Origin of the sequence: Pseudomonas sp. MYb327 (assembly GCF_040438925.1) — a bacterium.
Classification (GTDB): Bacteria; Pseudomonadota; Gammaproteobacteria; order Pseudomonadales; family Pseudomonadaceae; genus Aquipseudomonas.
The window spans coordinates 2,291,613-2,312,786 of sequence record NZ_CP159258.1; the positions used below are offsets into that span (position 1 = coordinate 2,291,613).

At 60.1% G+C, this 21,174-nt stretch carries 18 protein-coding genes; 15 read left to right on the forward strand and 3 right to left on the reverse strand.

What is annotated here, in order from left to right:
• Window positions 1-138: 138 nt before the first annotated feature.
• Together ABVN21_RS10245 and ABVN21_RS10250 are read left to right on the forward strand one after the other, a co-directional pair.
• On the forward strand, window positions 139-1,431 hold the full coding sequence (locus ABVN21_RS10245) for an MFS transporter (RefSeq protein ID WP_339553839.1): 1,293 nt from the start codon (window positions 139-141) through the stop codon (window positions 1,429-1,431).
• Between the two features lie 23 nt (window positions 1,432-1,454).
• Window positions 1,455-2,231 (forward strand): substrate-binding domain-containing protein, encoded by a 777-nt coding sequence (locus ABVN21_RS10250; protein WP_339553840.1) that lies wholly within the window; start codon window positions 1,455-1,457, stop codon window positions 2,229-2,231.
• On the opposite strand, the gene ABVN21_RS10255 is transcribed toward ABVN21_RS10250, so the two are convergent.
• Window positions 2,221-3,135: a LysR family transcriptional regulator gene (locus ABVN21_RS10255; RefSeq protein ID WP_339553841.1), complete on the reverse strand. Its 915-nt coding sequence runs from the start codon at window positions 3,133-3,135 to the stop codon at window positions 2,221-2,223. The two genes, ABVN21_RS10250 and ABVN21_RS10255, sit on opposite strands and share 11 nt — an antisense overlap.
• Before the next feature lie 159 nt (window positions 3,136-3,294).
• Between ABVN21_RS10255 and ABVN21_RS10260 the strand changes: the two genes are divergently transcribed.
• The 9 genes from ABVN21_RS10260 to ABVN21_RS10300 all read left to right on the forward strand — a co-directional run bounded on the left by ABVN21_RS10260 (window position 3,295) and on the right by ABVN21_RS10300 (window position 12,753).
• Window positions 3,295-5,103: a monovalent cation:proton antiporter-2 (CPA2) family protein gene (locus ABVN21_RS10260; protein WP_339553842.1), complete on the forward strand. Its 1,809-nt coding sequence runs from the start codon at window positions 3,295-3,297 to the stop codon at window positions 5,101-5,103.
• Window positions 5,104-5,195: 92 nt separating this feature from the next.
• Window positions 5,196-6,296: a DNA alkylation repair protein gene (locus ABVN21_RS10265; RefSeq protein WP_339553843.1), complete on the forward strand. Its 1,101-nt coding sequence runs from the start codon at window positions 5,196-5,198 to the stop codon at window positions 6,294-6,296.
• Window positions 6,297-6,407: 111 nt separating this feature from the next.
• Window positions 6,408-7,085 carry a thermostable hemolysin gene (locus ABVN21_RS10270; RefSeq protein WP_339553844.1) on the forward strand — a complete coding sequence of 226 codons (678 nt, stop codon included), beginning with the start codon at window positions 6,408-6,410 and terminating at the stop codon, window positions 7,083-7,085.
• Entirely contained in the window at window positions 7,075-8,556 is a 1,482-nt protein-coding gene (locus tag ABVN21_RS10275) for an AMP-binding protein (protein WP_339553845.1), read from the forward strand. The genes ABVN21_RS10270 and ABVN21_RS10275 overlap by 11 nt, the downstream gene beginning before the upstream one ends.
• Entirely contained in the window at window positions 8,553-9,227 is a 675-nt protein-coding gene (locus tag ABVN21_RS10280; RefSeq protein WP_339553846.1) for an iron-containing redox enzyme family protein, read from the forward strand. The genes ABVN21_RS10275 and ABVN21_RS10280 overlap by 4 nt, the downstream gene beginning before the upstream one ends.
• Window positions 9,214-10,023: an SDR family oxidoreductase gene (locus tag ABVN21_RS10285; protein WP_339553847.1), complete on the forward strand. Its 810-nt coding sequence runs from the start codon at window positions 9,214-9,216 to the stop codon at window positions 10,021-10,023. The genes ABVN21_RS10280 and ABVN21_RS10285 overlap by 14 nt, the downstream gene beginning before the upstream one ends.
• On the forward strand, window positions 10,020-10,664 hold the full coding sequence (locus ABVN21_RS10290; RefSeq protein ID WP_339553848.1) for a tetratricopeptide repeat protein: 645 nt from the start codon (window positions 10,020-10,022) through the stop codon (window positions 10,662-10,664). The genes ABVN21_RS10285 and ABVN21_RS10290 overlap by 4 nt, the downstream gene beginning before the upstream one ends.
• An 11-nt stretch (window positions 10,665-10,675) precedes the next feature.
• Window positions 10,676-11,338, forward strand: a complete 663-nt coding sequence (locus ABVN21_RS10295; RefSeq protein ID WP_339553849.1) for a response regulator — start codon at window positions 10,676-10,678, stop codon at window positions 11,336-11,338.
• On the forward strand, window positions 11,335-12,753 hold the full coding sequence (locus ABVN21_RS10300; protein ID WP_339553850.1) for an ATP-binding protein: 1,419 nt from the start codon (window positions 11,335-11,337) through the stop codon (window positions 12,751-12,753). Before ABVN21_RS10295 ends, ABVN21_RS10300 begins: the two co-directional genes overlap by 4 nt.
• Before the next feature lie 9 nt (window positions 12,754-12,762).
• On the opposite strand, the gene ABVN21_RS10305 is transcribed toward ABVN21_RS10300, so the two are convergent.
• Complete coding sequence (locus tag ABVN21_RS10305) at window positions 12,763-13,653, reverse strand: LysR family transcriptional regulator (protein WP_339553851.1); 891 nt, start codon at window positions 13,651-13,653, stop codon at window positions 12,763-12,765.
• Between the two features lie 120 nt (window positions 13,654-13,773).
• Between ABVN21_RS10305 and ABVN21_RS10310 the strand changes: the two genes are divergently transcribed.
• The 3 genes from ABVN21_RS10310 to lldD all read left to right on the forward strand — a co-directional run bounded on the left by ABVN21_RS10310 (window position 13,774) and on the right by lldD (window position 18,535).
• Window positions 13,774-15,420 (forward strand): GMC family oxidoreductase N-terminal domain-containing protein, encoded by a 1,647-nt coding sequence (locus ABVN21_RS10310; RefSeq protein WP_339553852.1) that lies wholly within the window; start codon window positions 13,774-13,776, stop codon window positions 15,418-15,420.
• 205 nt (window positions 15,421-15,625) lie between these two features.
• On the forward strand, window positions 15,626-17,248 hold the full coding sequence (locus ABVN21_RS10315) for an MFS transporter (RefSeq protein WP_339553853.1): 1,623 nt from the start codon (window positions 15,626-15,628) through the stop codon (window positions 17,246-17,248).
• 147 nt (window positions 17,249-17,395) lie between these two features.
• Window positions 17,396-18,535, forward strand: a complete 1,140-nt coding sequence (lldD, locus tag ABVN21_RS10320; protein ID WP_339553854.1) for an FMN-dependent L-lactate dehydrogenase LldD — start codon at window positions 17,396-17,398, stop codon at window positions 18,533-18,535.
• A gap of 55 nt (window positions 18,536-18,590) precedes the next feature.
• Here the strand turns inward: lldD and ABVN21_RS10325 are convergent, their stop codons facing one another.
• Window positions 18,591-18,959: a DUF427 domain-containing protein gene (locus tag ABVN21_RS10325; RefSeq protein WP_339553855.1), complete on the reverse strand. Its 369-nt coding sequence runs from the start codon at window positions 18,957-18,959 to the stop codon at window positions 18,591-18,593.
• A gap of 258 nt (window positions 18,960-19,217) precedes the next feature.
• Between ABVN21_RS10325 and ABVN21_RS10330 the strand changes: the two genes are divergently transcribed.
• Window positions 19,218-21,155, forward strand: a complete 1,938-nt coding sequence (locus tag ABVN21_RS10330; RefSeq protein WP_339553856.1) for a DNA topoisomerase III — start codon at window positions 19,218-19,220, stop codon at window positions 21,153-21,155.
• Window positions 21,156-21,174 lie beyond the last annotated feature (19 nt).

Here is a 21,174-nt window from a genome sequence, read left to right on the forward strand (position 1 = left end):
CGCGATTGATCCGCCTGGCACATCAATGCATGCCAAAAACGCACTTATCATATCAATCCCCCTGCTCCACTATCCGCCTCAATAAGAACCGTGCGCCGCGTCCAGGCGGCACACGTCATAAAGCGGTGGAGTACTTCTATGACAGCCTCAATTCCGCGCGGACGCTCCCGTGCCAGTGCGATCTTCCGAGTCACCTCGGGCAATTTTCTCGAACAGTTCGACTTCTTTCTTTTCGGCTTTTACGCCACCCAGATTGCTGCCGTGTTCTTCCCGGCCAGCAGCGAGTTCGCCTCGTTGATGATGACCTTTGCCGTTTTCGGCGCAGGCTTTTTGATGCGACCACTGGGCGCGGTGGTACTAGGGGCGTACATCGATGATGTGGGTCGACGCAAAGGGTTGATCGTCACCTTGTCGATCATGGCCAGCGGCACGATTTTGATTGTGTTGGTGCCCGGCTACGAAACCATCGGTTTGTTTGCTCCCGCCCTTGTCCTGGTCGGACGGTTGCTGCAAGGCTTCTCCGCCGGTGCGGAACTGGGTGGAGTCTCGGTTTATCTGGCGGAAATCGCCACACCAGGCAATAAAGGCTTTTTCACCAGTTGGCAATCGGCCAGTCAGCAAGTGGCGATCGTCGTCGCTGCAGCGCTGGGTTACGGCTTGAACCAATGGATGGCGCCAGCAATGATTGCCGATTGGGGCTGGCGGATTCCGTTTTTCGTCGGTTGCCTGATCGTGCCGTTCATCTTCATTCTGCGGCGAAATCTCGAAGAAACCGAAGAATTTACTGCCCGCAAACACCGTCCGAGCATGGGCGATGTATTCCGCACTTTGGCGCAGAACTGGGTGATTGTGTTCGCCGGCATGATGATGGTCGCCCTGACCACCACGGCTTTTTACCTGATCACCGTGTACGCGCCGACCTTTGGTAAAACCGTGCTGCATTTGAGTACGTCCGATGCGCTGCTGGTGACTCTGCTGGTGGGCGTCTCGAACTTCTTCTGGTTGCCCATTGGCGGCGCGTTGTCCGACCGCATCGGCCGACGCCCGGTGTTGATCGCCATGGCCCTGCTGGCGCTGGCCACGACCTATCCGGTTCTGTCCTATCTGGTGCAGGCCCCGAGTTTCCTCAACATGTTGCTCGTGCTGCTTTGGCTGTCCTTCATCTATGGCTTGTACAACGGCGCGATGATTGCGGCGCTGACCGAAATCATGCCGGTGGAAGTAAGGGTGGCGGGGTTCTCCCTGGCCTATAGCCTGGCCACCGCGGTGTTCGGTGGATTCACCCCGGCGATGTCGACGTTCCTGATCCAATACACCGGCGACAAGGCTGCGCCTGGCTACTGGATGAGTTTTGCCGCGCTCTGTGCGCTGTGCGCGACCTTGTATTTGTATCGTCGTGCCAGCGGCCGCCTGCAACCTGTTCTGTCCTGAACCCGCCCTTTTCGAGAACACCCATGAAAAAACTATTCAACGTTGCGGCGCTGAGCCTGCTCTTCAGCCTGAGTCTGATTCCTGCCGTTCAGGCCGAAGAGATCCGTGTGATGACCTCCGGCGGTTTTACCGCCGCGTATAAGATCCTCGGCCCGAAATTCGCTGCGTCTACCGGCAACACCCTCGATACCGCCCTCGGTCCATCGATGGGCAAAGCTGCGGAAGCCATCCCCAATCGCCTGGCCCGTGGTGAACAGGCCGACGTGGTGATCATGGTTGGTTACGCCCTGGACGATCTGATCAAGCAAGGCAAAGTCGACCCGACCTCACGGGTCGAGCTGGCGGATTCGCGTATCGGCCTGGTGGTTCGTGCAGGTGCGCCGAAGCCCGACATCAGTTCCATCGACAGTCTTAAAAAGACCTTGCTTGACGCTAAATCCGTGGCTTATTCCGATAGCGCCAGCGGTGTTTACATCGAGCAACAGCTGTTCAAGCGCCTGGGTATCGAAGACCAACTCAAGCCAAAATCAACCATGGTTCCGAAAATCCCCGTGGGTTCTGTGGTTGCCACCGGCGATTATCAGTTGGGCTTCCAGCAGGTCAGCGAATTGCTGCCGGTGCCGGGGGTGAGCTTCGTGGCGAAAATTCCGGAACAGGTGCAGTCGGTGACCCGTTTCGCTGCCGGCATTCCGGTGGGAGCGCAACACCCTGTCGAAGCCAAGGCGCTGCTGGACTATATGGCATCAGCACAGGCGCAGCCGGATGTGAAAGCCACCGGGCTGGATTCGGTCAGTCGCTGACAGCTGGCTGCTGAACTTTCATTTCCACCACCAGGCGTTCCAGTTCCAATGCCGCCGGGGTCAGGGTTCGGCCCCGGCGCTTGATCAAACCGACGCTACGCATCACCTGTGGGTTGGTCAGCGGAACCCTCGTCAGTATCGGATGATCCGCTGCCGGCATCGCCATCAACGGCACTGCCGCCACACCCAACCCCGCCTCCACCAGACCGATCATCGTCGTCACATGCCGGGTTTCGCAAATGCTCACCCGCTGCGGCACCACGCGGGTCAATGCCTGATCCAGGAGGAAGCGGTTACCCGAAGTCTTATCCAGCGAAATGTAATCCTGCTGATAAAACTCTTCCCACGTCACGCTAGTGCGCTCCGCCAACGGATGATCACGTCGGCAAGCCACCACATAGCTCTCCTGCACCAGTGGCTCGAAATCCACTTCGGCCTCCAGCGTACCCATGAAACTCAGGCCGAAATCCGCTTCGCCATTGACCACTGCACTCAGCACTTCATGGGCGCTGGAATCCAATACCTTGACCTTGATCCGCGGAAATTGCCGGTGGTAGTGAGCAATCACCCGGGGCATGAAGTAGTACGCCGCCGACGGCACACAAGCGACAGTGACGTGACCAAGGCGAGTCGAGGCGACTTCGCTGATGCCCAGCAACGCGACATCCAGATCGTCCAGCAGGCGCTCCACACTGGGCATGAAACCGCGCCCGGCCTGGGTAAGGCTGACTTTTCGGGTGGTGCGCTCGAACAACTTCACGCCGAGGGCATCTTCCAGTTTTTCAATGCGCCGGCTCAGGGCGGGCTGGGAGATTCGCACCGTGTCGGCAGCTTTACGAAAGCTGCCCTGCTCGACCACGGCACGAAAGGCTTGCAGGTCGTTGAGGTCGAAATTGATGGCCATGGGATGCTCGAAGATGGACCGGATTGATCCGTTTATTCTATGAATGTAACCAATTAATGCAAAATGTAACTACAGAGTTCCAGCATGTTGCTGACTCAGCCAGGTGCAGCCTTTATCCTTATCCCCCCCGTCGTACCGAGTGAATGGAGTTTTTTTCTCATGCCCCATGAAGGCAATCTCTTACAAGCCGCTGTCGTGTTTCTGCTCGCGGCCGTTCTCACCGTTCCGCTGGCCAAGCGCCTTCAGTTGGGGGCGGTGCTGGGTTACTTGTTCGCCGGGGTGATCATCGGCCCCTCTGTGCTGGGCCTGATCGGCAACCCGCAGAGCGTCAGCCACATCTCGGAACTCGGCGTGGTGTTGCTGTTGTTCATCATCGGCCTGGAATTGTCGCCGCGGCGTTTGTGGGTGATGCGTAAATCCGTATTCGGTGTCGGTTTGGCCCAGGTGCTGCTGACGGGTTCGACGATCGGCGTGGTGGCGCTGTTTCTGTTTGGGCAACCGCTCAACAGCGCGATTGTGCTGGGTCTCGGGCTAGCCCTGTCGTCCACTGCGTTTGGCCTGCAAAGCCTGGCGGAGCGCAAGGAGCTCACCAGTCCCCACGGGCGTTTGGCGTTTGCGATTTTGCTGTTCCAGGACATCGCCGCGATCCCGTTGATTGCCATGGTGCCGCTGCTATCCGGTGTCGATCACAACGCCAGCACTGCGGAGGATGTAAACCACGGCTTGCGTGTATTAGGCAGCATCGCCGTGGTGGTCATTGGCGGACGTTATCTGTTGCGTCCGGTGTTTCGCGTGGTGGCGAAATCCGGTTTGCCGGAGGTGTCCACCGCCACCGCGTTGCTGGTAGTGATCGGCACTGCGTGGTTGATGGATCTGGTCGGCGTGTCCATGGCCCTTGGCGCGTTCCTCGCTGGCTTGCTGCTGGCGGACTCTGAATATCGCCATGAACTGGAAGCGCAAATCGAACCGTTCAAGGGGCTGCTGTTGGGGCTGTTTTTTATCAGCGTCGGCATGGGCGCGAACTTGAGTCTGCTGCTGAGTGCGCCCGTCGCGGTGCTTGGGCTGACCCTGCTGCTGATCGCCATCAAGTTGCCGTTGCTGTTTATCGTCGGCCGACTGGCCGGGGGCTTGAGCAAGGTCAGTGCGATCCGCCTCGGCATCGTGTTGGCGGCGGGAGGTGAGTTTGCCTTTGTGGTGTTCAAGATCGGCCGCGATCAGGGGCTGTTCGAACCACGCCTGTATGACTTGCTGGTGCTGACCATCACTCTGTCCATGGCGGTCACGCCGTTGTTGCTGCTGGTCTGTGCGCGCCTGGTCAGCCCTAAAGTGCAACCGGTGGAGGTGCCAGAGACCTTCCGCGAAATCGACACCGATGCACCCCGCGTGGTGATTGCCGGCATGGGCCGGATGGGCCAGATCGTCGCGCGGATCCTGCGGGCGCAGAACATCAAATTTGTCGCCCTCGATACCTCGGTGGAAACCATTGAGCTGTCCCGCAGCTTCGGCGGCGTGCCGGTGTTCTACGGCGACCCGATGCGTCCGGAAATCCTCAGTGCAGCCAAGGTCGAGCAGGCGGAATTCTTCGTGATCGCCACCGACGACCCGGACACCAACATCAAGACTGCCGAATTGGTGCACAAGCTGTATCCGCACATAAAAATCATCGCCCGCGCTCGCAACCGTCAACATGTGCATCGGTTGGTGGACGTCGGTGCCCAGGCTGTACGGGAAACCTTTTATTCGAGCCTGGAAATGAGCCGGCAAACGTTGATTGGCCTCGGGCTGACCCAGGCTCAGGCAGACGCGCGGATCAAACGCTTCAAGCATCACGACGAACAGGTGCTCGAAGCGCAGCACGCGGTCTACGACGACGCGGCGAAGGTCATTCAGACGGCGCAGCAAGCACGGGCGGAATTGGCGCGGTTGTTTGAGTCGGATCAGCTGGAAGAGCAAGCGGCCAGAAAATGAGGTGGCTGTCATGGCCCCTGTGGGAGCGAGCCTGCTCGCGATGAACGATAACGCGATGCACTGGATAAACAACAATTTCAAAGGAATCCAAAATGGCTGCTGACCAATCCTCCCCTGCCCTCAAGGAAATCTTCAACGCTGAACGCCTCCAGCACATCGCCACCGAAATGACTGCGGTCTATCCGGAATTCGATGCCAAGGCATTCTTGAAATTGGCCAACACCGGGTTGGCGGAGTTGTCGGTGATGCAGCGCATGGCCCGTGTCAGCGAATGCCTGCACGCGGTACTGCCGCTGGGTTATGAGGCCTCGCTAGAGGTTTTGCGCGCCCTCGCCCCGCGCCTCAACAGTGGTTTTGTCAGCATGTGCCTGCCGCACTACGTGGCGACTTACGGCGCCGAGCGCTTCGAGTTGTCCATGGACGCGCTCAAATACTTCACGGCGTTCGGTTCCTCGGAATTCGCGATCCGTCATTTTCTGCGCCGCGATCTGGACCGCACGCTCGAGCTGATGCAGGACTGGTCGCTGGACGACAACGAACACGTAAGACGCCTCGCCAGTGAAGGCTGCCGCCCGCGCCTGCCGTGGTCGTTTCGCCTGGAGCAGATCCAGGCCGACCCACGCCTGGCCGCCGACATTCTCGACAACCTCAAGGCCGACAGCAGCCTGTACGTTCGCAAGTCCGTGGCCAACCACCTTAATGACATCACCAAGGATCACCCTGACTGGGTGCTGGACCTGATCGAGGGCTGGTCGCTGGACAACAAGCACACCGCGTGGATTGCCAGGCATGCCTTGCGCAGCCTGATCAAACAGGGCAACCAGCGGGCACTGGCGATCATCGGGGCCGGGGGCAAACCGGAAGTCGAGATCATTGATGTGCGGGTCCATCCGCCAGTAATCGGGCTCGGGGAAAAAATCACCTTGTCCTTTGCGCTCAAATCAACGATTGAAGCCAGTCAGCGCCTGGTGGTCGACTACGCCATCGACTACGTGAAAGCCAACGGCAGCACCTCGGCGAAAGTCTTCAAACTCAAGGCTTTGACGCTTCCCGGCCAGAGCACCGAACGCGTCAGTCGAGGTCAGCACATCAAGGAGCTCACCACCCGCCGCCATTACGCGGGCAAGCATGCGGTGCATGTATTGGTAAACGGCGAACGCCTGGCCAGTACGGCGTTCGAAATCCTCGGCTGATACACGCTCCTACAGGGTTTAGCGGACGACAGGACAGCATTCCCCACCTTCAGACTCCGTTAAGAAATGCCCCGGATACTCCTCCCATTCTTTCCCGGGAGGCGTCTGCCAATGCCCCAAATCAACTGGAACATCCCTTTGCCGCTGTATTTCGGCCACGCCGAAACGCCGCGGATGAACCTCGCAAGGGCTTTACCTGACGAACCGGCGCGTCCGGTATTCGAAACCTTCATCCAGCAACGCTTCCGCAAGGCCCATGGCGCCGACATCCGTCACTTCATGCCGGAATTGTTCGGTATGAGCAACACGGCGGACGAGCTTTTAGCGGTGGTCGGCGTGCGTCTGGCTGAAGGCGAACAGTTGTTCCTCGAGCGTTATCTGGACGAACCAATCGATCCGCTGATCAGCGCCGCTGCCGAGCACACCGTGGACCGGGCAGCCATCGTCGAAGTGGGCAATCTGGCGGCCAGCGACACCGGCAGTGCGCGCCTGAGCATCATTGCCATGACCTACTTGCTGGCCATGGGTGGCCTGGAGTGGGTGGCGTTCACTGGGAACGTCGGCCTCGTCAACAGCTTCCATCGGCTTGGCCTTAAGCCGATAACCCTGTGCGCCGCCGACCCCGAACGTCTGGGGGACGAGCGCGACAGTTGGGGCAGCTATTACGAGAGCAAGCCTTGGGTGCACGTTGGCAACATCCGCGCCGGGTTCCTTCATTTACGCAATATCGGGATGTTCAGTCGCCTGGGGTTACCGTCGTCTTTCGAGGAGGCCAGCCATGTCGCCTGAAATCGTCCTTTTTCGACAGACCCTGCGCTTTCATGCTGAACACAAGGCCCATACCATCGCCTTGTGCGGCGATCATCTGAAGCTGGACTACGCCACGCTGTATGCCGAAGTGATCGATCGCCAGCAGCGCCTGCGCGACGAAAACGTCGAGGTCGTCGCATTGGCGCTGGACAACGGCGTCGACGCGATGCTCTGGGACCTGGCGATACTGTTCGAGGGCCTCACCTGCCTGACGCTGCCGCCGTTTTTCAGTCCGGCTCAACGCAATCATTGTCTGGAACAAAGTCAGGCCGGGCTGGTAATTGCCGAACCAGCAATGGACGCCGAATTGCAAATGCTCGGCTACCAGCAACAAGGTGAGTTCTGGCGACGCACGTTCAGCGGTTCAAAGCGCATACCTGAAGGCACCGCGAAACTGACTTTCACCTCCGGCACCACCGGCACGCCGAAAGGCGTGTGCCTGAGTGCCGAGAGCATTCTACGGGTCGCCCGCGAGCTGGATCAGGCCAGCAAACCCGCCCACCCGCAACATCATCTGGCCCTGCTGCCCCTGGCAATCCTGCTGGAAAATCTCGGATGTTATGCAGCGCTGTATGCGGGTGCGACGCTGAGCGTGCCCAGTCAAAAGGTCTTGGGCATTCAGGGGGCCAGCGGCGTTGATGTGCCACGTCTGCTCGAATGCCTGGCCACACGCGCTCCCCAAAGTCTGATCCTGGTGCCGCAGTTGTTGCTGATGCTGGTCAACGCTGCCGAACAAAAAGCCTTTAACCCTCACTCACTACGTTTTGCCGCCGTGGGCGGTGCGCGGGTATCCGCAGAGCTGCTGCAGCGCGCGCAGAAGATCGGTCTCGCGGTTTACGAGGGCTATGGATTGTCCGAATGCGCGTCCGTGGTGTGCCTCAATCGTCCTGGAGAGCACCGCCCCGGCAGTGTTGGCCGGCCTCTGCCCCACGTGGAGATTCGACTGGCGAACGACGGCGAAGTACTGATCAAGGGATCGACCTTGTTGGGCTATTTAGGCGACACGCCGAACACCGGTGAGTGGTGGTCCAGCGGCGATCTCGGTGAATTCGATACGGAGGGTTTTCTCTATCTCAAGGGGCGCAAGAAACACCAATTCGTCACCAGTTTCGGTCGCAACGTTAACCCGGAATGGGTCGAGGCCGAGCTGACCCAGCGTCGGCATATCGCCCAAGCCTTCGTCTACGGCGAGGCCATGCCACACAACCACGCGCTGCTCTGGCCCCATCGACCCGACTGCACCGATGAACAACTGGCCGCCGCCGTGGCCGAGGCCAACGCCGATTTGCCCGACTACGCCCAGGTCCACCATTGGACCCGCCTGGAACAACCCTTTACCCCCGCCAATGGCTTGCTCACAGCCAATGGCCGGCCCCGTCGTGACGCCATCGTCGAGCGTTACCGGGCACAGTTGACTGAATCTGCATTTTCCGAGGAACCCGCATCATGAGTTTTTTCGACACGCTGCAAGAGGCGACCCATCAAGAACGCCATGAACTGTTCAATCTACCGATCATTCTCGACGCCCTCGAAGGCCGCGTCAGTCTGGGAAGCTACCGGGCTTTCCTGACACAGGCCTATTACCACGTGCGCCACACCGTGCCGCTGATGATGGCCTGCGGCGCACGTCTGCCCTCGCGCCTGGAATGGCTGCGCGAAGCGGTGTGCGAGTACATCGACGATGAATACGGTCATGAAAAATGGGTGCTGAATGACATCGAGGCCTGTGGTGGTGACAAGTCGGCGGTACGCAGTGGCCGGCCAGCCTTGTCCATCGAGTTGATGGTCAGTTTTCTCTACGACCTGATTGCCCGGGACAACCCGGTGGGGCTGTTCGGCATGGTCAACGTGCTGGAAGGCACGAGTATCGCCCTGGCCACCCATGCCGCCGGCAGCATTCGTGAGCGCCTGGAGCTCCCGGAAAGTGCGTTCAGCTACCTCAGTTCCCACGGTTCACTGGATATCGAACACATGCAGACTTACCGTCGATTGATGAACAAGCTGGACGATCCGGGCGATCAAGCCGCCGTCATTCATGCCTCGAAAGTCGTGTACAAGCTGTACGCCGATATGTTCCGTGGCTTGCCGCATGACGGGGAGAACCTGCATGCGCCTGTCTGAGGCACGCGTTGTATTGACCGGTGCCAGCGGCGGCATCGGCCTCGCGATCGCGACGGCACTGTGCGCCAGTGGTGCCCGAGTGTTGGCCGTGGCTCGGCATCGGGAACCGTTGGCAGCGCTGATTGAACGTTATCCTCAAAACTTATGCTGGATCGGCGCTGATCTGACGGTTGCCGCCGACCGGCGCGAAGTACTGGCAGAAGCGCAAAGCATCGGTGGCATCAACCTGCTGATCAATGCCGCCGGAGTCAATCATTTCGCCATGCTCGAACAACTGGACGACAGCGAAATCAACGCGATGCTGGCGGTGAACGTCAGCGCGCCGATCTGCCTGACCAAACTCCTGCTGCCGCTGCTCAAGCGAGCCGACAGCGCCATGGTGGTGAACGTCGGTTCTACCTACGGCTCCATCGGCTACCCCGGTTACGCCAGCTATTGCGCCAGCAAGTTTGCCTTGCGCGGGTTCTCCGAGGCGTTGCGCCGGGAGCTGGCGGACACCCGCGTGAGCGTGCTTTACGTTGCGCCGCGCGCCACCCGCACCAGCATGAACAGTCCGGCGGCCCAGGCGTTCAACGACGCGATCAAGGCCAACGTCGATGACCCGAAAACCGTCGCCGCCGCAGTCATCCATGCCATCGCCGGTGACCGTCGCGACTTGTACCTGGGCTGGCCGGAACGCTTTTTCGTACGCCTGAACAGTTTGCTGCCCAACCTGGTTGATCGCGGCCTGCGCAAGCAATTGCCGTTGGTGCGTCGCTTGAGCCAGAAACCCGACAAGGAGAATCTCGAACCATGAAAAAAATCGTCGTTTGCCTGCTGATGGGTGCGCTGAGCCAGAGCGTCTGGGCTCTGGACGCCACCGATCAACAACGCCTGAATGGTATCCAGCAAAGCTGGGCGCACATTCAGTACGAGGTGCCGGAGGACCAACGCACCGCTGCCTTCGAAAAACTCGCCGCACAGGCTTCAAGCTTTACTCAACAGCGACAGTCAGTAGCGGAAGCCTGGATCTGGTCCGGCATCGTCACCTGCAGCTGGGCCGGCGCCCAGGGTGGGCTGGGTGCCCTGAGCAAGGTCAAGGACGCCAAAGCCGACCTGGAAAAAGCCCTGACCCTGGACCCCAAGGCCTTGCAAGGCTCGGCCTACACTAGCCTCGGCGCGCTGTATGACCGCGTGCCAGGCTGGCCCATTGGTTTTGGCGACTCAGACAAGGCCGAACAATTTCTCAAACTCGCCTTGCAAATGAATCCGAACGGCATCGACAGCCTGTACTTCTGGGGCGATCACCTCTACCGTCAAAAGCGTTACAGCGAAGCCAGGACAGCGCTGCAAAAAGCCTTGGAGGCAGCCCCAAGACCAGGTCGCGAAATCGCCGATGCCGGGCGCCGCAAAGAGATCGAAGCGTTGCTGGTGGATGTGAACAAGAAACTCGACTGACAGGAGTCCGTGTGCGTTTATTACTGGTTGAGGACGACGTGGCCTTGGGCGAAGGTATTCACCAGGCCCTTGGTCGCGAAGGTTATACCGTCGACTGGGTGCAGGACGGCAGCAGCGCCCTGCACTCGTTGCTCAGTGAAGCTTTTGACGTGGCGGTACTCGATCTGGGTCTGCCGCGCATGGATGGCCTCGAGGTGCTGCGGCGCCTGCGTGACAGTGGCTCCAACCTGCCCGTACTGATCCTCACCGCCCGGGATGCCACCGAAGACCGCATTGCCGGCCTGGACGCCGGGGCTGACGACTACCTGATCAAGCCGTTCGACCTGGCGGAACTCAAGGCGCGTCTGCGCGCCTTGTTGCGGCGCAGCGCCGGCCGCGCCCAAGTGCTGATCGAACATGCCGGCATCAGCCTGAACCCCGGCACCCAGCAAGTCAGCTATCAGGGCGAACCGGTGGCGCTGACGCCCAAGGAATATCAACTGCTGCACGAACTGCTTTCGCCTCCGGGCCGGGTCATGACCCGCGATCACCTGATGCAGTTGCTGTACGGCTGGAACGAGGAAGCTGAAAGCAACACCCTGGAAGTGCACATCCATCACCTGCGCAAGAAGTTCTCCGCTGACCTGATTCGTACCATCCGGGGTGTCGGCTACCTGGTGGAGGAGCGTCGATGACTTCGATCCGGCGTCGCACCCTGACGCTGATCATCGGCCTGATGCTCGCTGGTCTCGCCGTGATCAGCGTACTCAACCTGCACGACAGCAACCATGAAATCGCCGAAGTCTATGACGCCCAGCTGGCGCAAAACGCCCGGTTGTTGCAGGGCGTGATGCGCATGCCGCTGGCCAGCCAGGAACACGCCGAGCTGTACCAGGCATTCAACAAGGCTTTGGGCGAAGCGGTGCCGCGGGTCGATGGCCATCCTTATGAAAGCAAGATTGCCTTTCAGGTCTGGAATCGCCAGGGCGAAGTGCTGGTGCACACGGCCAGTGCGCCCGCCTTCACTGCGCCACCAACCAAGCCCGGTTTCAGTGATGTGGTGGACCTTAACAACCGCCACTGGCGCGCCTTCCTGCTGGAAGACAAACAGACTGACCTGAGGATCTGGGTCGGTGAACGAGACGATGTGCGTGCCGATCTGGTGGATCGCATCGTGCGTCATACCCTGTGGCCGAATGTACTGGGCAGCCTGATGCTGGCGGCGCTGGTCTGGCTGGCCATTGGCTGGGGTCTCAAACCCCTGGCTGACATGGCGGCGACGCTGCGGGCGCGGCACAGTGGCTCGCTGCAACCACTTCACCTGACACCGCTGCCCAGCGAACTTGAGCCCATGCAAGCGGCCCTCAACCGCATGCTCGCGCAAATCCAGGAAGTGCTCGGACGAGAGCGGCGTTTCATCGCCGATGCGGCCCATGAAATGCGCACGCCCCTTGCCGTTTTGCGGGTCCACGCGCAGAACCTGCTGGAGGCCGGCACCGAAGATGAACGCCGTGAATCCCTGGAGTTCCTGATTGCCGGGGTCGACCGCACGAGCCGACTGGTCAACCAGTTGCTGACCATGGCCCGCCTCGAACCCGGCACGCAGCCGACGGCGCTGCGCTCTGTCGACTTGACCGAGGCCGTACGCGACAGCCTGGTTCAGCTCACCCCGTGGTTACTGAGCAAGAACCTGGAGCTGGCCTTCGATGTCAGCGACTGTCCTTGCAACGTGACGACGGACCCCGCTGCAATCGACATTGCCTTGAATAACCTGATCACCAACGCCGCGAACTTCTCTCCCAAACACGGCGTGATCACGGTTCAGTTGAGTCAGGCCGAGGGCTTCTATCACCTGAGTGTCGAAGACCAGGGGCCGGGGATCGACGAAGCAGATCGCGCCCGCCTGTTCGAACGCTTTTACAGTCGCGGCAACGCCCAGGGCGCGGGACTCGGGCTGACCATTGTCAACACTATCGCCACGCGGCTGGGCGGACGAATCACGCTGGTTAATCGACCGGAGGGCGGTTTGCGCGCGGTCTTGTCCATTCCCGATGGACAACCATGCAGATCATTGCAACGCGCTACCCGCGAACCACCGCCCAAAGGATGAAACGGCGCACTACGCGTTGCCCAACAACAATGGCTGCTCACGTTCACACAACTCCACCACGTAATCCCACATCACCCGCAGCCGCACGGACTTGTGCAGCTCGCGGCGCGTGCTGATCCAGTAACTGCGCAAAATGCTCTCGTCGGGAAACAACGGCACCAGCCCGGGATCGGCGCCGGCCATGTAGCACGGCAGCACGGCAATCCCCAGCCCTGCACGGGCGGCCTGTTGCTGGGCAATGACGCTGGTGCTGTGGAAGACCACCTGCGGGTTGCGGCAGAAGCTGTTGAGGAACATCAATTCCTGGCTGAACAGCAAATCGTCGACGTAGCCGATCCACGCATGACGCCCTAAATCATCGCGACTGCGTAACGGTGGCGAGCGCTCGAGATAGTCCTGACTGGCGTACAGCGCCAGGCGATAGTCAGTGAGTTTGCGTGTAACCAGCATGTCGGCGGACGGGCGTTCGAGGTGAATACTGATTTCCGCTTCACGGTTGAGGATGCTGACGAAGCGCGGCACCGCCACCAGTTCCACTTCCAGCCCCGGATAGCGCTCGAACAAGCCATTCATGCGGCTGGCGAGGAACATGATGCCCAGTCCTTCCGTCACCCCGACGCGGATCTTGCCCAAGGGCGCGGTGGATTGGGTGATTTCCTCCTGAGCCAACAACGCGACGTTTTCCATGGCCTCGGCATGTTTGAGCAGCGCTTCGCCCGCCGGGGTCAGCTCATAGCCCTGGGCATGCTGGACGAACAACGCGGTGCCGAGGCTCTTTTCTATGGCTTCGATGTGCCGCGCCACGGTGGCGTGGGTGGTGTTTAAACGGCGGGCCGCCGTCAGCAAACGCCCGCTGCGCTGCAACTCGAGAAAAAATCGAAGGTCATTCCAGTCGAACATGATTCATCCTTGGGTGCAGGTGTTTAAAAACGCACAGCGGCTGCGCAAAAACTAACATTCTTTTGACGAAAGCTAACAACTAGGATGACCGACAACAAGAACAACAAGACGAGGTCAGGGATGCAGTCTTCCCTTGATGAATACGACTACATCGTGGTCGGCGCCGGGCCGGCCGGTTGTTTGCTGGCCAATCGACTGTCCGCCAACCCGCAACACCGCGTGCTGCTGCTCGAAGCCGGCGGCCGCGACAACTATGCCTGGATTCACATCCCCGTCGGTTACCTGTTCTGTATCGGCAACCCGCGCACCGATTGGTGCTTCAAAACCGAAGCGCAACCTGGCTTGCAAGGCCGAACCCTGAGCTATCCGCGCGGCAAAGTGCTGGGTGGCTGTTCCTCGATCAACGGCATGATCTACATGCGTGGCCAGGCCGGCGACTACGACAGCTGGGCCGCCGACGGCAATCCGGGCTGGAGCTGGCAAGACGTGCTGCCGCTGTTCAAGAAAAGCGAAAACCACTTTGCCGGCGATTCGGACTATCACAGCGGTGCGGGTGAGTGGCGGGTCGAACGCCAGCGCCTGTCGTGGCCGATTCTGGATGCCTTCCGCAGCGCCGCCGAGCAAAGCGGCATCGCCAGCATTGATGACTTCAACCAGGGCGATAACGAAGGTTGCGGCTATTTTCAGGTCAACCAGAAGTCCGGGATCCGCTGGAATGCGGCCAAGGCATTTCTCAAGCCGATTCGAAATCGCCCTAATTTGACAGTGCTGACCGGCGTCGAAGTTGACCGCGTATTGCTGGACAACGCTCGGGCTTCGGCAGTCAGCGCACGTTGGCAGGGCCAGGCGAAGACCTTTAAGGCGCGCAAGGAAATCGTCCTGTGCGCCGGCTCCGTCGGCTCGCCGAGCATCCTGCAACGCTCCGGAATCGGCCCTCGTCCGCTGCTGCAACGACTCGGCATCGGCGTTGTACATGAACTGCCCGGGGTGGGCGGCAACCTGCAGGATCACCTGCAACTGCGCCTGATCTACAAACTGGAGAACGCCCGAACGCTGAATCAGATTGCCGGTAACCTGTGGGGCAAAATGGGCATGGGCCTGCGCTACCTGTATGACCGCAGCGGCCCGTTGTCCATGGCGCCCAGTCAACTCGGTGCCTTCGCTCGTTCAGGACCGGAACAGACTTCGGCGAACCTTGAATATCACGTCCAGCCACTGTCGCTGGAGCGTTTCGGCGAACCGCTGCATGCCTTTCCTGCGTTTACCGCATCGGTCTGCGACTTGCGTCCGCAGAGTCGCGGCCGGGTGGAAATCCGTTCCGCCAATCCACAGGAATCGCCGCTGATTCAACCCAACTACCTGAGCCATCCGGAGGATTTGCGCGTTGCAGCCGATGCCATCCGCCTGACCCGGCGCATCGTTGCCGCACCGGCGCTCAAGGCGTTCAACCCGGTCGAGTATTTGCCCGGCGACAACTTGCAAAGCGAGGAAGAACTGCACGAAGCCGCCGCGCGAATCGGTACTACCATTTTCCATCCGGTTGGCACCTGTCGGATGGGCAATGATGCCAACGCGGTGGTCGATACCGAACTGCGCGTGCACGGAATTCCGGGCCTGCGCATCGCGGATGCGTCGATCATGCCGCGCATTACCTCCGGCAACACATGTTCGCCTACGCTGATGATCGCGGAGAAGGCCGCGCACATGATCCTCAACCCCAATACAAGGAGCATCGCTGCAGAACAGGAACTGGCAACGAGTACATGAATCACCTCGTAGGAGCCTGCATGCTGGCAATAGCGTCCCGGAGATCGCCATCGCCGGCAAGCCGGCTCTTACAGGGTATGAGTACAGACGGAACATCGCGATTGAATACCGACGTACACCCGATTTATGGATAAACGCGACACCAGCCCACAAGGCCGGTGCCGACAGTGGAACAACAAAAACAATCACTGTGAGGGATACCGATATGTCAGAACATGTTCAGCCCCTGGAAGCCGTGCGCAGCGCGAGCACCAGCCAGGATACGCAGAAAGTCATCTTCGCCTCGTCCCTCGGGACGGTCTTCGAGTGGTATGACTTTTTCCTCTACGGCGCGCTCGCGGCAGTCATCAGCAAGCAGTTTTTTGCCGGGGTCAACGACACCACCGCGTTCATCTTCGCCCTGATGGCTTTCGCCGCCGGGTTCATTGTCAGGCCGTTTGGTGCCTTGGTGTTTGGTCGATTGGGCGACATGATCGGGCGTAAATACACCTTCCTAGCTACCATTATCCTCATGGGTCTGGCGACTTTCTGTGTCGGGTTGCTACCAACCTACGCCAGCATCGGCATCGCCGCACCGATCATCCTCGTGGTACTGCGCATGCTTCAGGGCCTGGCCCTGGGCGGCGAATATGGCGGCGCCGCGACCTACGTGGCGGAACACGCGCCCATCGGCAAACGCGGTTTCCACACCAGCTGGATTCAATCCACCGCCACCCTCGGCCTGCTGCTGTCGTTGCTGGTGGTGCTCGGTTGCCGCTACTTCACCGGTGACCAGTTCGAAGTCTGGGGCTGGCGCATTCCGTTCCTGTTCTCGATCATTCTGCTGGGCATCTCGACCTGGATTCGCCTGAGCCTGCACGAGTCGCCTGCGTTCGTGAAAATGAAGGAGGAAGGCAAGCTCTGCAAATCGCCGATCCGCGATTCCTTCGGCAAATGGGAAAACCTCAAAGTCGTGTTGATCGCCTTGTTCAGCATCAACGCCGGGCAAGCCGTGACCTTCTACGCGGCCCAGTTCTACGTGCTGTTCTTCCTCACCCAGTTCCTGAAAATGGACCCGGCCGTGGCCAACGGCCTGCTGATCGTCAGCGTGACCATTGGCGCGCCATTCTTCATTTTCTTCGGCTGGCTGTCGGACAAGGTCGGGCGTAAACCGGTACTGATGCTTGGCCTGCTGCTGGCGACCGCGCTGTACTTCCCGATCTTCAAGACCCTGGCCCACTATGCCAACCCGGCCATCGACCAGGCCAGCCGCCAGGCACCGATCACCGTGCTCGCCGACCCGGCCACTTGCACCTTCCAGTTCGATCCGGTGGGCAAGGCGAAATTTGACAGCCCGTGCGACAAGGTCAAAACCTTCCTGGTCAAACAAGGCCTGCCATATTCCAGTGCCGCAGCACCGGCCGGCAGCGGCGTGCAAGTGAGCGTTGGCGACGTGAAGATCGACGGCTTCGACGAATCCGCCCTGCGTGGTGCGGTAACCCTCGCCGGCTACCCGCAACAGGCCGACATGCAGCAGATCAACAAACCGATGATCGTGGCGCTGATTGTCGCGCTGATCATCATTTCCGCGATGTGCTACGGCCCGTTGGCGGCATTGATGGTCGAACTGTTTCCGACCCGCATCCGCTACACCTCGATGTCCCTGCCCTACCACATCGGTAACGGCTGGTTCGGCGGCTTCCTGCCAACCGTGTCATTTGCGTTGGTGGTGTACACCGGCGACATCTTTTACGGGCTCTGGTACCCGGTGCTGATCACCGGGGTCAGCCTGGTCGTGGGGATGATCTGCCTGCGTGAAACGCGCAACGTCGACCTCGACAAAAACTGACACGTACACAATGTAGGAGCCGGCCTGCTGGCGACACCTGTGTCGACTGTTGCGCCATCGCCGGCAAGCCGGCTCCTACAGGTTTAACGTCGTTTATTAGGCTAACCTGACCCCACGCATCGTCATCTCTCAGATCAAGGCAACCGCATGATCATTTCTTCTGCATCCGACTATCGCGAGGCAGCCCGTCGCAAACTCCCGCGCTTCCTGTTCGATTACATCGATGGGGGCGCTTATGCAGAGCACACGCTAAGGGCCAACAGCGCCGACCTCACGGGCATCAGCCTGCGTCAGCGAATACTGAAAAACGTCGAAACCCTGAGCCTCGAAACCAGCCTTTTCAATCAACCCCTTTCAATGCCGATCATTCTGGCACCGGTCGGGCTGACGGGCATGTTCGCTCGCCGGGGCGAAGTCCAGGCGGTCAGGGCTGCGCAAAAGAAAGGCATTCCTCTGTGCCTTTCAACGGTATCGGTGTGCTCCATCGAAGAAGTCGTCGCCCAGAGCCAGCAACCCATCTGGTTCCAGCTGTATGTGTTGAAAGACCGCGGCTTTATGAAAAACGCCCTGGAGCGTGCGAAGGCCGCCGGAGTGAAAAACCTGGTGTTTACCGTCGACATGCCCACGCCCGGCGCCCGATACCGCGACGCCCACTCGGGGATGTCCGGGCCTTTCGCGTCATCGCGACGAATGCTGCAAGCCATGACCAGACCCGACTGGGCCTTCAACGTCGGCCTGATGGGGCGACCGCATGATCTGGGGAATATTTCCAAATACCTGGGTAAAGCCGTCACGCTCGAAGACTACATGGGCTGGCTGGCGAACAACTTCGATCCGTCGATCAGTTGGAGCGATCTGGAGTGGATTCGGGATTTCTGGCAAGGCCCGATGATCATCAAAGGCATTCTCGACCCTCAGGATGCCAAGGACGCAGTGACTTTCGGCGCCGATGGCATTGTCGTATCGAACCACGGTGGCCGCCAGCTCGATGGCGTGCTCTCCACTACCAAGGCATTGCCTCCGATCAAACAAGCCATCGGTGATGACCTGACCGTGTTGGTCGATTCGGGAATCCGCTCGGGGCTGGACGTTGTACGGATGCTGGCGCTGGGTGCCAAAGGCGTATTGCTCGGACGTTCGATGGCCTACGCATTGGCCGCCGATGGCCAACGCGGAGTAGAAAACATGCTGGATATTTTCGCCAAGGAAATGCGCGTGGCCATGACGTTGACCGGGGTGACGTCCATTGGCCAGATCGATGAATCAACACTGGTGCCTGCACGCTGAGCACATCAAAAAGCCCCACGCACTTGAGTGAATGGGGCCGTTTCAAGTGTGCAATTCAGACTTCAGCGTCGAGCAGCTCAAACTTGACCTGGTCAGGATAGAACGCGACGTAGCCGCGAATCTGTTCGACCGACACCTTCGGATCTTCATAACTCCACACAGCATTGGCACCTTCATGTCCGGGGATCTGCAGGCTGAAATAACTCGCATCTCCCTTGTAGGGGCAATAACTGGTGTGATCCGTGCGGGCGAAATATTTCTCGTCGATGTCTTCGCGCGGGATGTAGTACACGGGCGGATAGTTGGCTTCCAGCAACACCAGCGCCCGTGCGGATGCGGCCACCTGGATGCCATGGAACTTGACCAGCACGCAGGCAGGCTCCTCGGCAATGGTAATGACAGGACTAGGACCGGTGCTTTTCATGGAAGACGTTCCTCATGACGGTGATGAACCTGTAGGTGCCCACTTTCCAGTGGCGAGGGCGCTTGCCCCGCTGGGATGCGTCCCGGCATTTGTGACTGCGATCAGTCAGGTATAACCCATGTTTGGCAATCACGACTGCTTCACAGCCGAACGGATGCCAGAAACACCAAGCTGTACATCCATACAGATAAAGATTGCCCCAACGCGCATCAACCGCCATTCTGTGCACCTCCCGGACACTGATCGACGATGGTGGTTATGCGGCTGTACCTCTGTGAAAAACCCTCCCAGGCCAAAGACATCGCAGCCGTACTCGGCGCCAAGCGCCGTGGCGACGGTTGTTGGCTGGGAACGGACGTCACGGTGACCTGGTGCATCGGCCATTTGCTGGAAACAGCTCCGCCGGACGCCTACGACCCGCGCTACAAGCGTTGGGTGCTGGCGGACCTGCCGATCATTCCTGACAAGTGGAAGATGACCGTCAAACCGCGCACAGCCAGCCAGTACAAAGCGGTCAAGCGCCTGCTCGGTGAAGCGTCCGAACTGATCATTGCCACGGACGCCGACCGTGAAGGCGAGATGATCGCCCGGGAACTGGTGGAACATTGCCGTTATCGCGGGCCGATCCGACGGCTTTGGCTGTCGGCGCTCGACGATGCCTCGATCCGCAAAGCTCTCGCCGCACTCAAACCGGGCGCCGAGACCTTCAGCCTCTATCATTCAGCGCTGGGGCGCTCCCGGGCCGATTGGCTGATCGGGATGAACATGAGCCGGTTGTTCACCTTGCTGGGGCGCCAATCCGGGTATCAAGGCGTGTTGCCGGTGGGCCGGGTGCAAACGCCGACCCTGCGCCTGGTGGTGGATCGCGACCGCAGCATTGCCGACTTCGTACCGGTCGCCTACTGGGCCATCGACGTACAACTGCTACACGATGGCACCGCATTCACCGCCCAATGGCGGGCGGCTTCCGCGGTTTGCGACGATCAGGATCGCTGCCTGAATCAGGCGCTGGCGCAACAAGCCGCTGCGGCGATGATGGGCGCGGCGAGTGCCAGGGTGATCAAGCTGCGCACCGAGCGCATGCGCGAAGTTGCACCACTGCCGTTCGATCTCGGCACCTTGCAGGAAGTCTGCTCGAAGACGCTCGGGCTCGGCGCCCAGGAAACCCTCGACATTGCCCAGGCACTCTACGAAACCCACAAAGTCATCACCTACCCCCGCAGCGATTGCGGCTATCTGCCCGTCAGCCAGCACAGCGAGGCCCCGGGCATTCTGGCAGCGCTGCGCCAGGCCGATCCGGCACTGAATGCGTTGCACGATCATCTGGAGCCCCAACGGCGCTCCAGGGCCTGGAACGATGCCAAGGTCAGCGCGCACCACGGCATCATCCCCACTGCCGCCGCGAAAAACCTCGATCGACTGGTGGGCAAGCAGCGCGCGGTTTACACCCTTATCCGCGCAAGATACCTGGCGCAGTTCCTGCCCAACCATGAATACGACCGCACCCAGGCTGACTTCGACTGTGCCGGTGAGGCCCTGCGCGCGGTCGGCAAACAGATCGTCGAACCCGGCTGGAAACGCGCCCTCCCCGAAGCGCTTGCCCCGGCCAAGGGTCGCGAAGCACCGGCGCCGCAAACCTTGCCAAACCTCCGAGAAGGAGTTGATTGCGCGGTGGCCAACGTGCAGCTCAAGGATCTCTGGACACAACCGCCCAAACCGTTCACCGAGGGCGACCTGATCAAGGCGATGAAGAACGTCGCCAAACTGGTGGAAGATCCACTGCTCAAACAGAAACTCAAGGACACCACCGGCATCGGCACCGAAGCGACCCGCGCCTCAATCATCCAGGGCTTGCTCGACCGCGGTTATTTGATCAAGAACGGCAAGGCCCTGGCCGCGACTCCGGCCGCTTTCAGCCTGATCGATGCGGTGCCCCGGGCGATTGCCGATCCGGGCACCACGGCCATTTGGGAGCAAGCGCTGGACATGGTGCAGAGCGGGGAAATGAGCCTTGAAGAATTCGTCACCAAACAAGCGGCGTGGATGAGTAAACAAGTCGCCCGATGTGCCGGCCTGAGCCTGACCATCAGCGGCCCGGCAAGTCCTGCCGGGCGTGCGGCTACACCGTGGAAAAACAAGCGCAAACCGTCCAAGCGCAAACCCTCGACCGGTAACAAACGCACCGCCAAAGCCTGACACTGAACCTTGTGGCGAG

What these genes read in the sequence shown, in the direction of transcription:
- ABVN21_RS10245 (WP_339553839.1), top strand. Translation starts at nt 139, where the DNA reads ATGACAGCCTCAATTCCGCGCGGACGCTCCCGTGCCAGTGCGATCTTC.
- ABVN21_RS10250 (WP_339553840.1), top strand. Translation starts at nt 1,455, where the DNA reads ATGAAAAAACTATTCAACGTTGCGGCGCTGAGCCTGCTCTTCAGCCTG.
- ABVN21_RS10255 (WP_339553841.1), bottom strand. Translation starts at nt 3,135, where the DNA reads ATGGCCATCAATTTCGACCTCAACGACCTGCAAGCCTTTCGTGCCGTG.
- ABVN21_RS10260 (WP_339553842.1), top strand. Translation starts at nt 3,295, where the DNA reads ATGCCCCATGAAGGCAATCTCTTACAAGCCGCTGTCGTGTTTCTGCTC.
- ABVN21_RS10265 (WP_339553843.1), top strand. Translation starts at nt 5,196, where the DNA reads ATGGCTGCTGACCAATCCTCCCCTGCCCTCAAGGAAATCTTCAACGCT.
- ABVN21_RS10270 (WP_339553844.1), top strand. Translation starts at nt 6,408, where the DNA reads ATGCCCCAAATCAACTGGAACATCCCTTTGCCGCTGTATTTCGGCCAC.
- ABVN21_RS10275 (WP_339553845.1), top strand. Translation starts at nt 7,075, where the DNA reads ATGTCGCCTGAAATCGTCCTTTTTCGACAGACCCTGCGCTTTCATGCT.
- ABVN21_RS10280 (WP_339553846.1), top strand. Translation starts at nt 8,553, where the DNA reads ATGAGTTTTTTCGACACGCTGCAAGAGGCGACCCATCAAGAACGCCAT.
- ABVN21_RS10285 (WP_339553847.1), top strand. Translation starts at nt 9,214, where the DNA reads ATGCGCCTGTCTGAGGCACGCGTTGTATTGACCGGTGCCAGCGGCGGC.
- ABVN21_RS10290 (WP_339553848.1), top strand. Translation starts at nt 10,020, where the DNA reads ATGAAAAAAATCGTCGTTTGCCTGCTGATGGGTGCGCTGAGCCAGAGC.
- ABVN21_RS10300 (WP_339553850.1), top strand. Translation starts at nt 11,335, where the DNA reads ATGACTTCGATCCGGCGTCGCACCCTGACGCTGATCATCGGCCTGATG.
- ABVN21_RS10305 (WP_339553851.1), bottom strand. Translation starts at nt 13,653, where the DNA reads ATGTTCGACTGGAATGACCTTCGATTTTTTCTCGAGTTGCAGCGCAGC.
- ABVN21_RS10310 (WP_339553852.1), top strand. Translation starts at nt 13,774, where the DNA reads ATGCAGTCTTCCCTTGATGAATACGACTACATCGTGGTCGGCGCCGGG.
- ABVN21_RS10315 (WP_339553853.1), top strand. Translation starts at nt 15,626, where the DNA reads ATGTCAGAACATGTTCAGCCCCTGGAAGCCGTGCGCAGCGCGAGCACC.
- lldD (WP_339553854.1), top strand. Translation starts at nt 17,396, where the DNA reads ATGATCATTTCTTCTGCATCCGACTATCGCGAGGCAGCCCGTCGCAAA.
- ABVN21_RS10325 (WP_339553855.1), bottom strand. Translation starts at nt 18,959, where the DNA reads ATGAAAAGCACCGGTCCTAGTCCTGTCATTACCATTGCCGAGGAGCCT.
- ABVN21_RS10330 (WP_339553856.1), top strand. Translation starts at nt 19,218, where the DNA reads ATGCGGCTGTACCTCTGTGAAAAACCCTCCCAGGCCAAAGACATCGCA.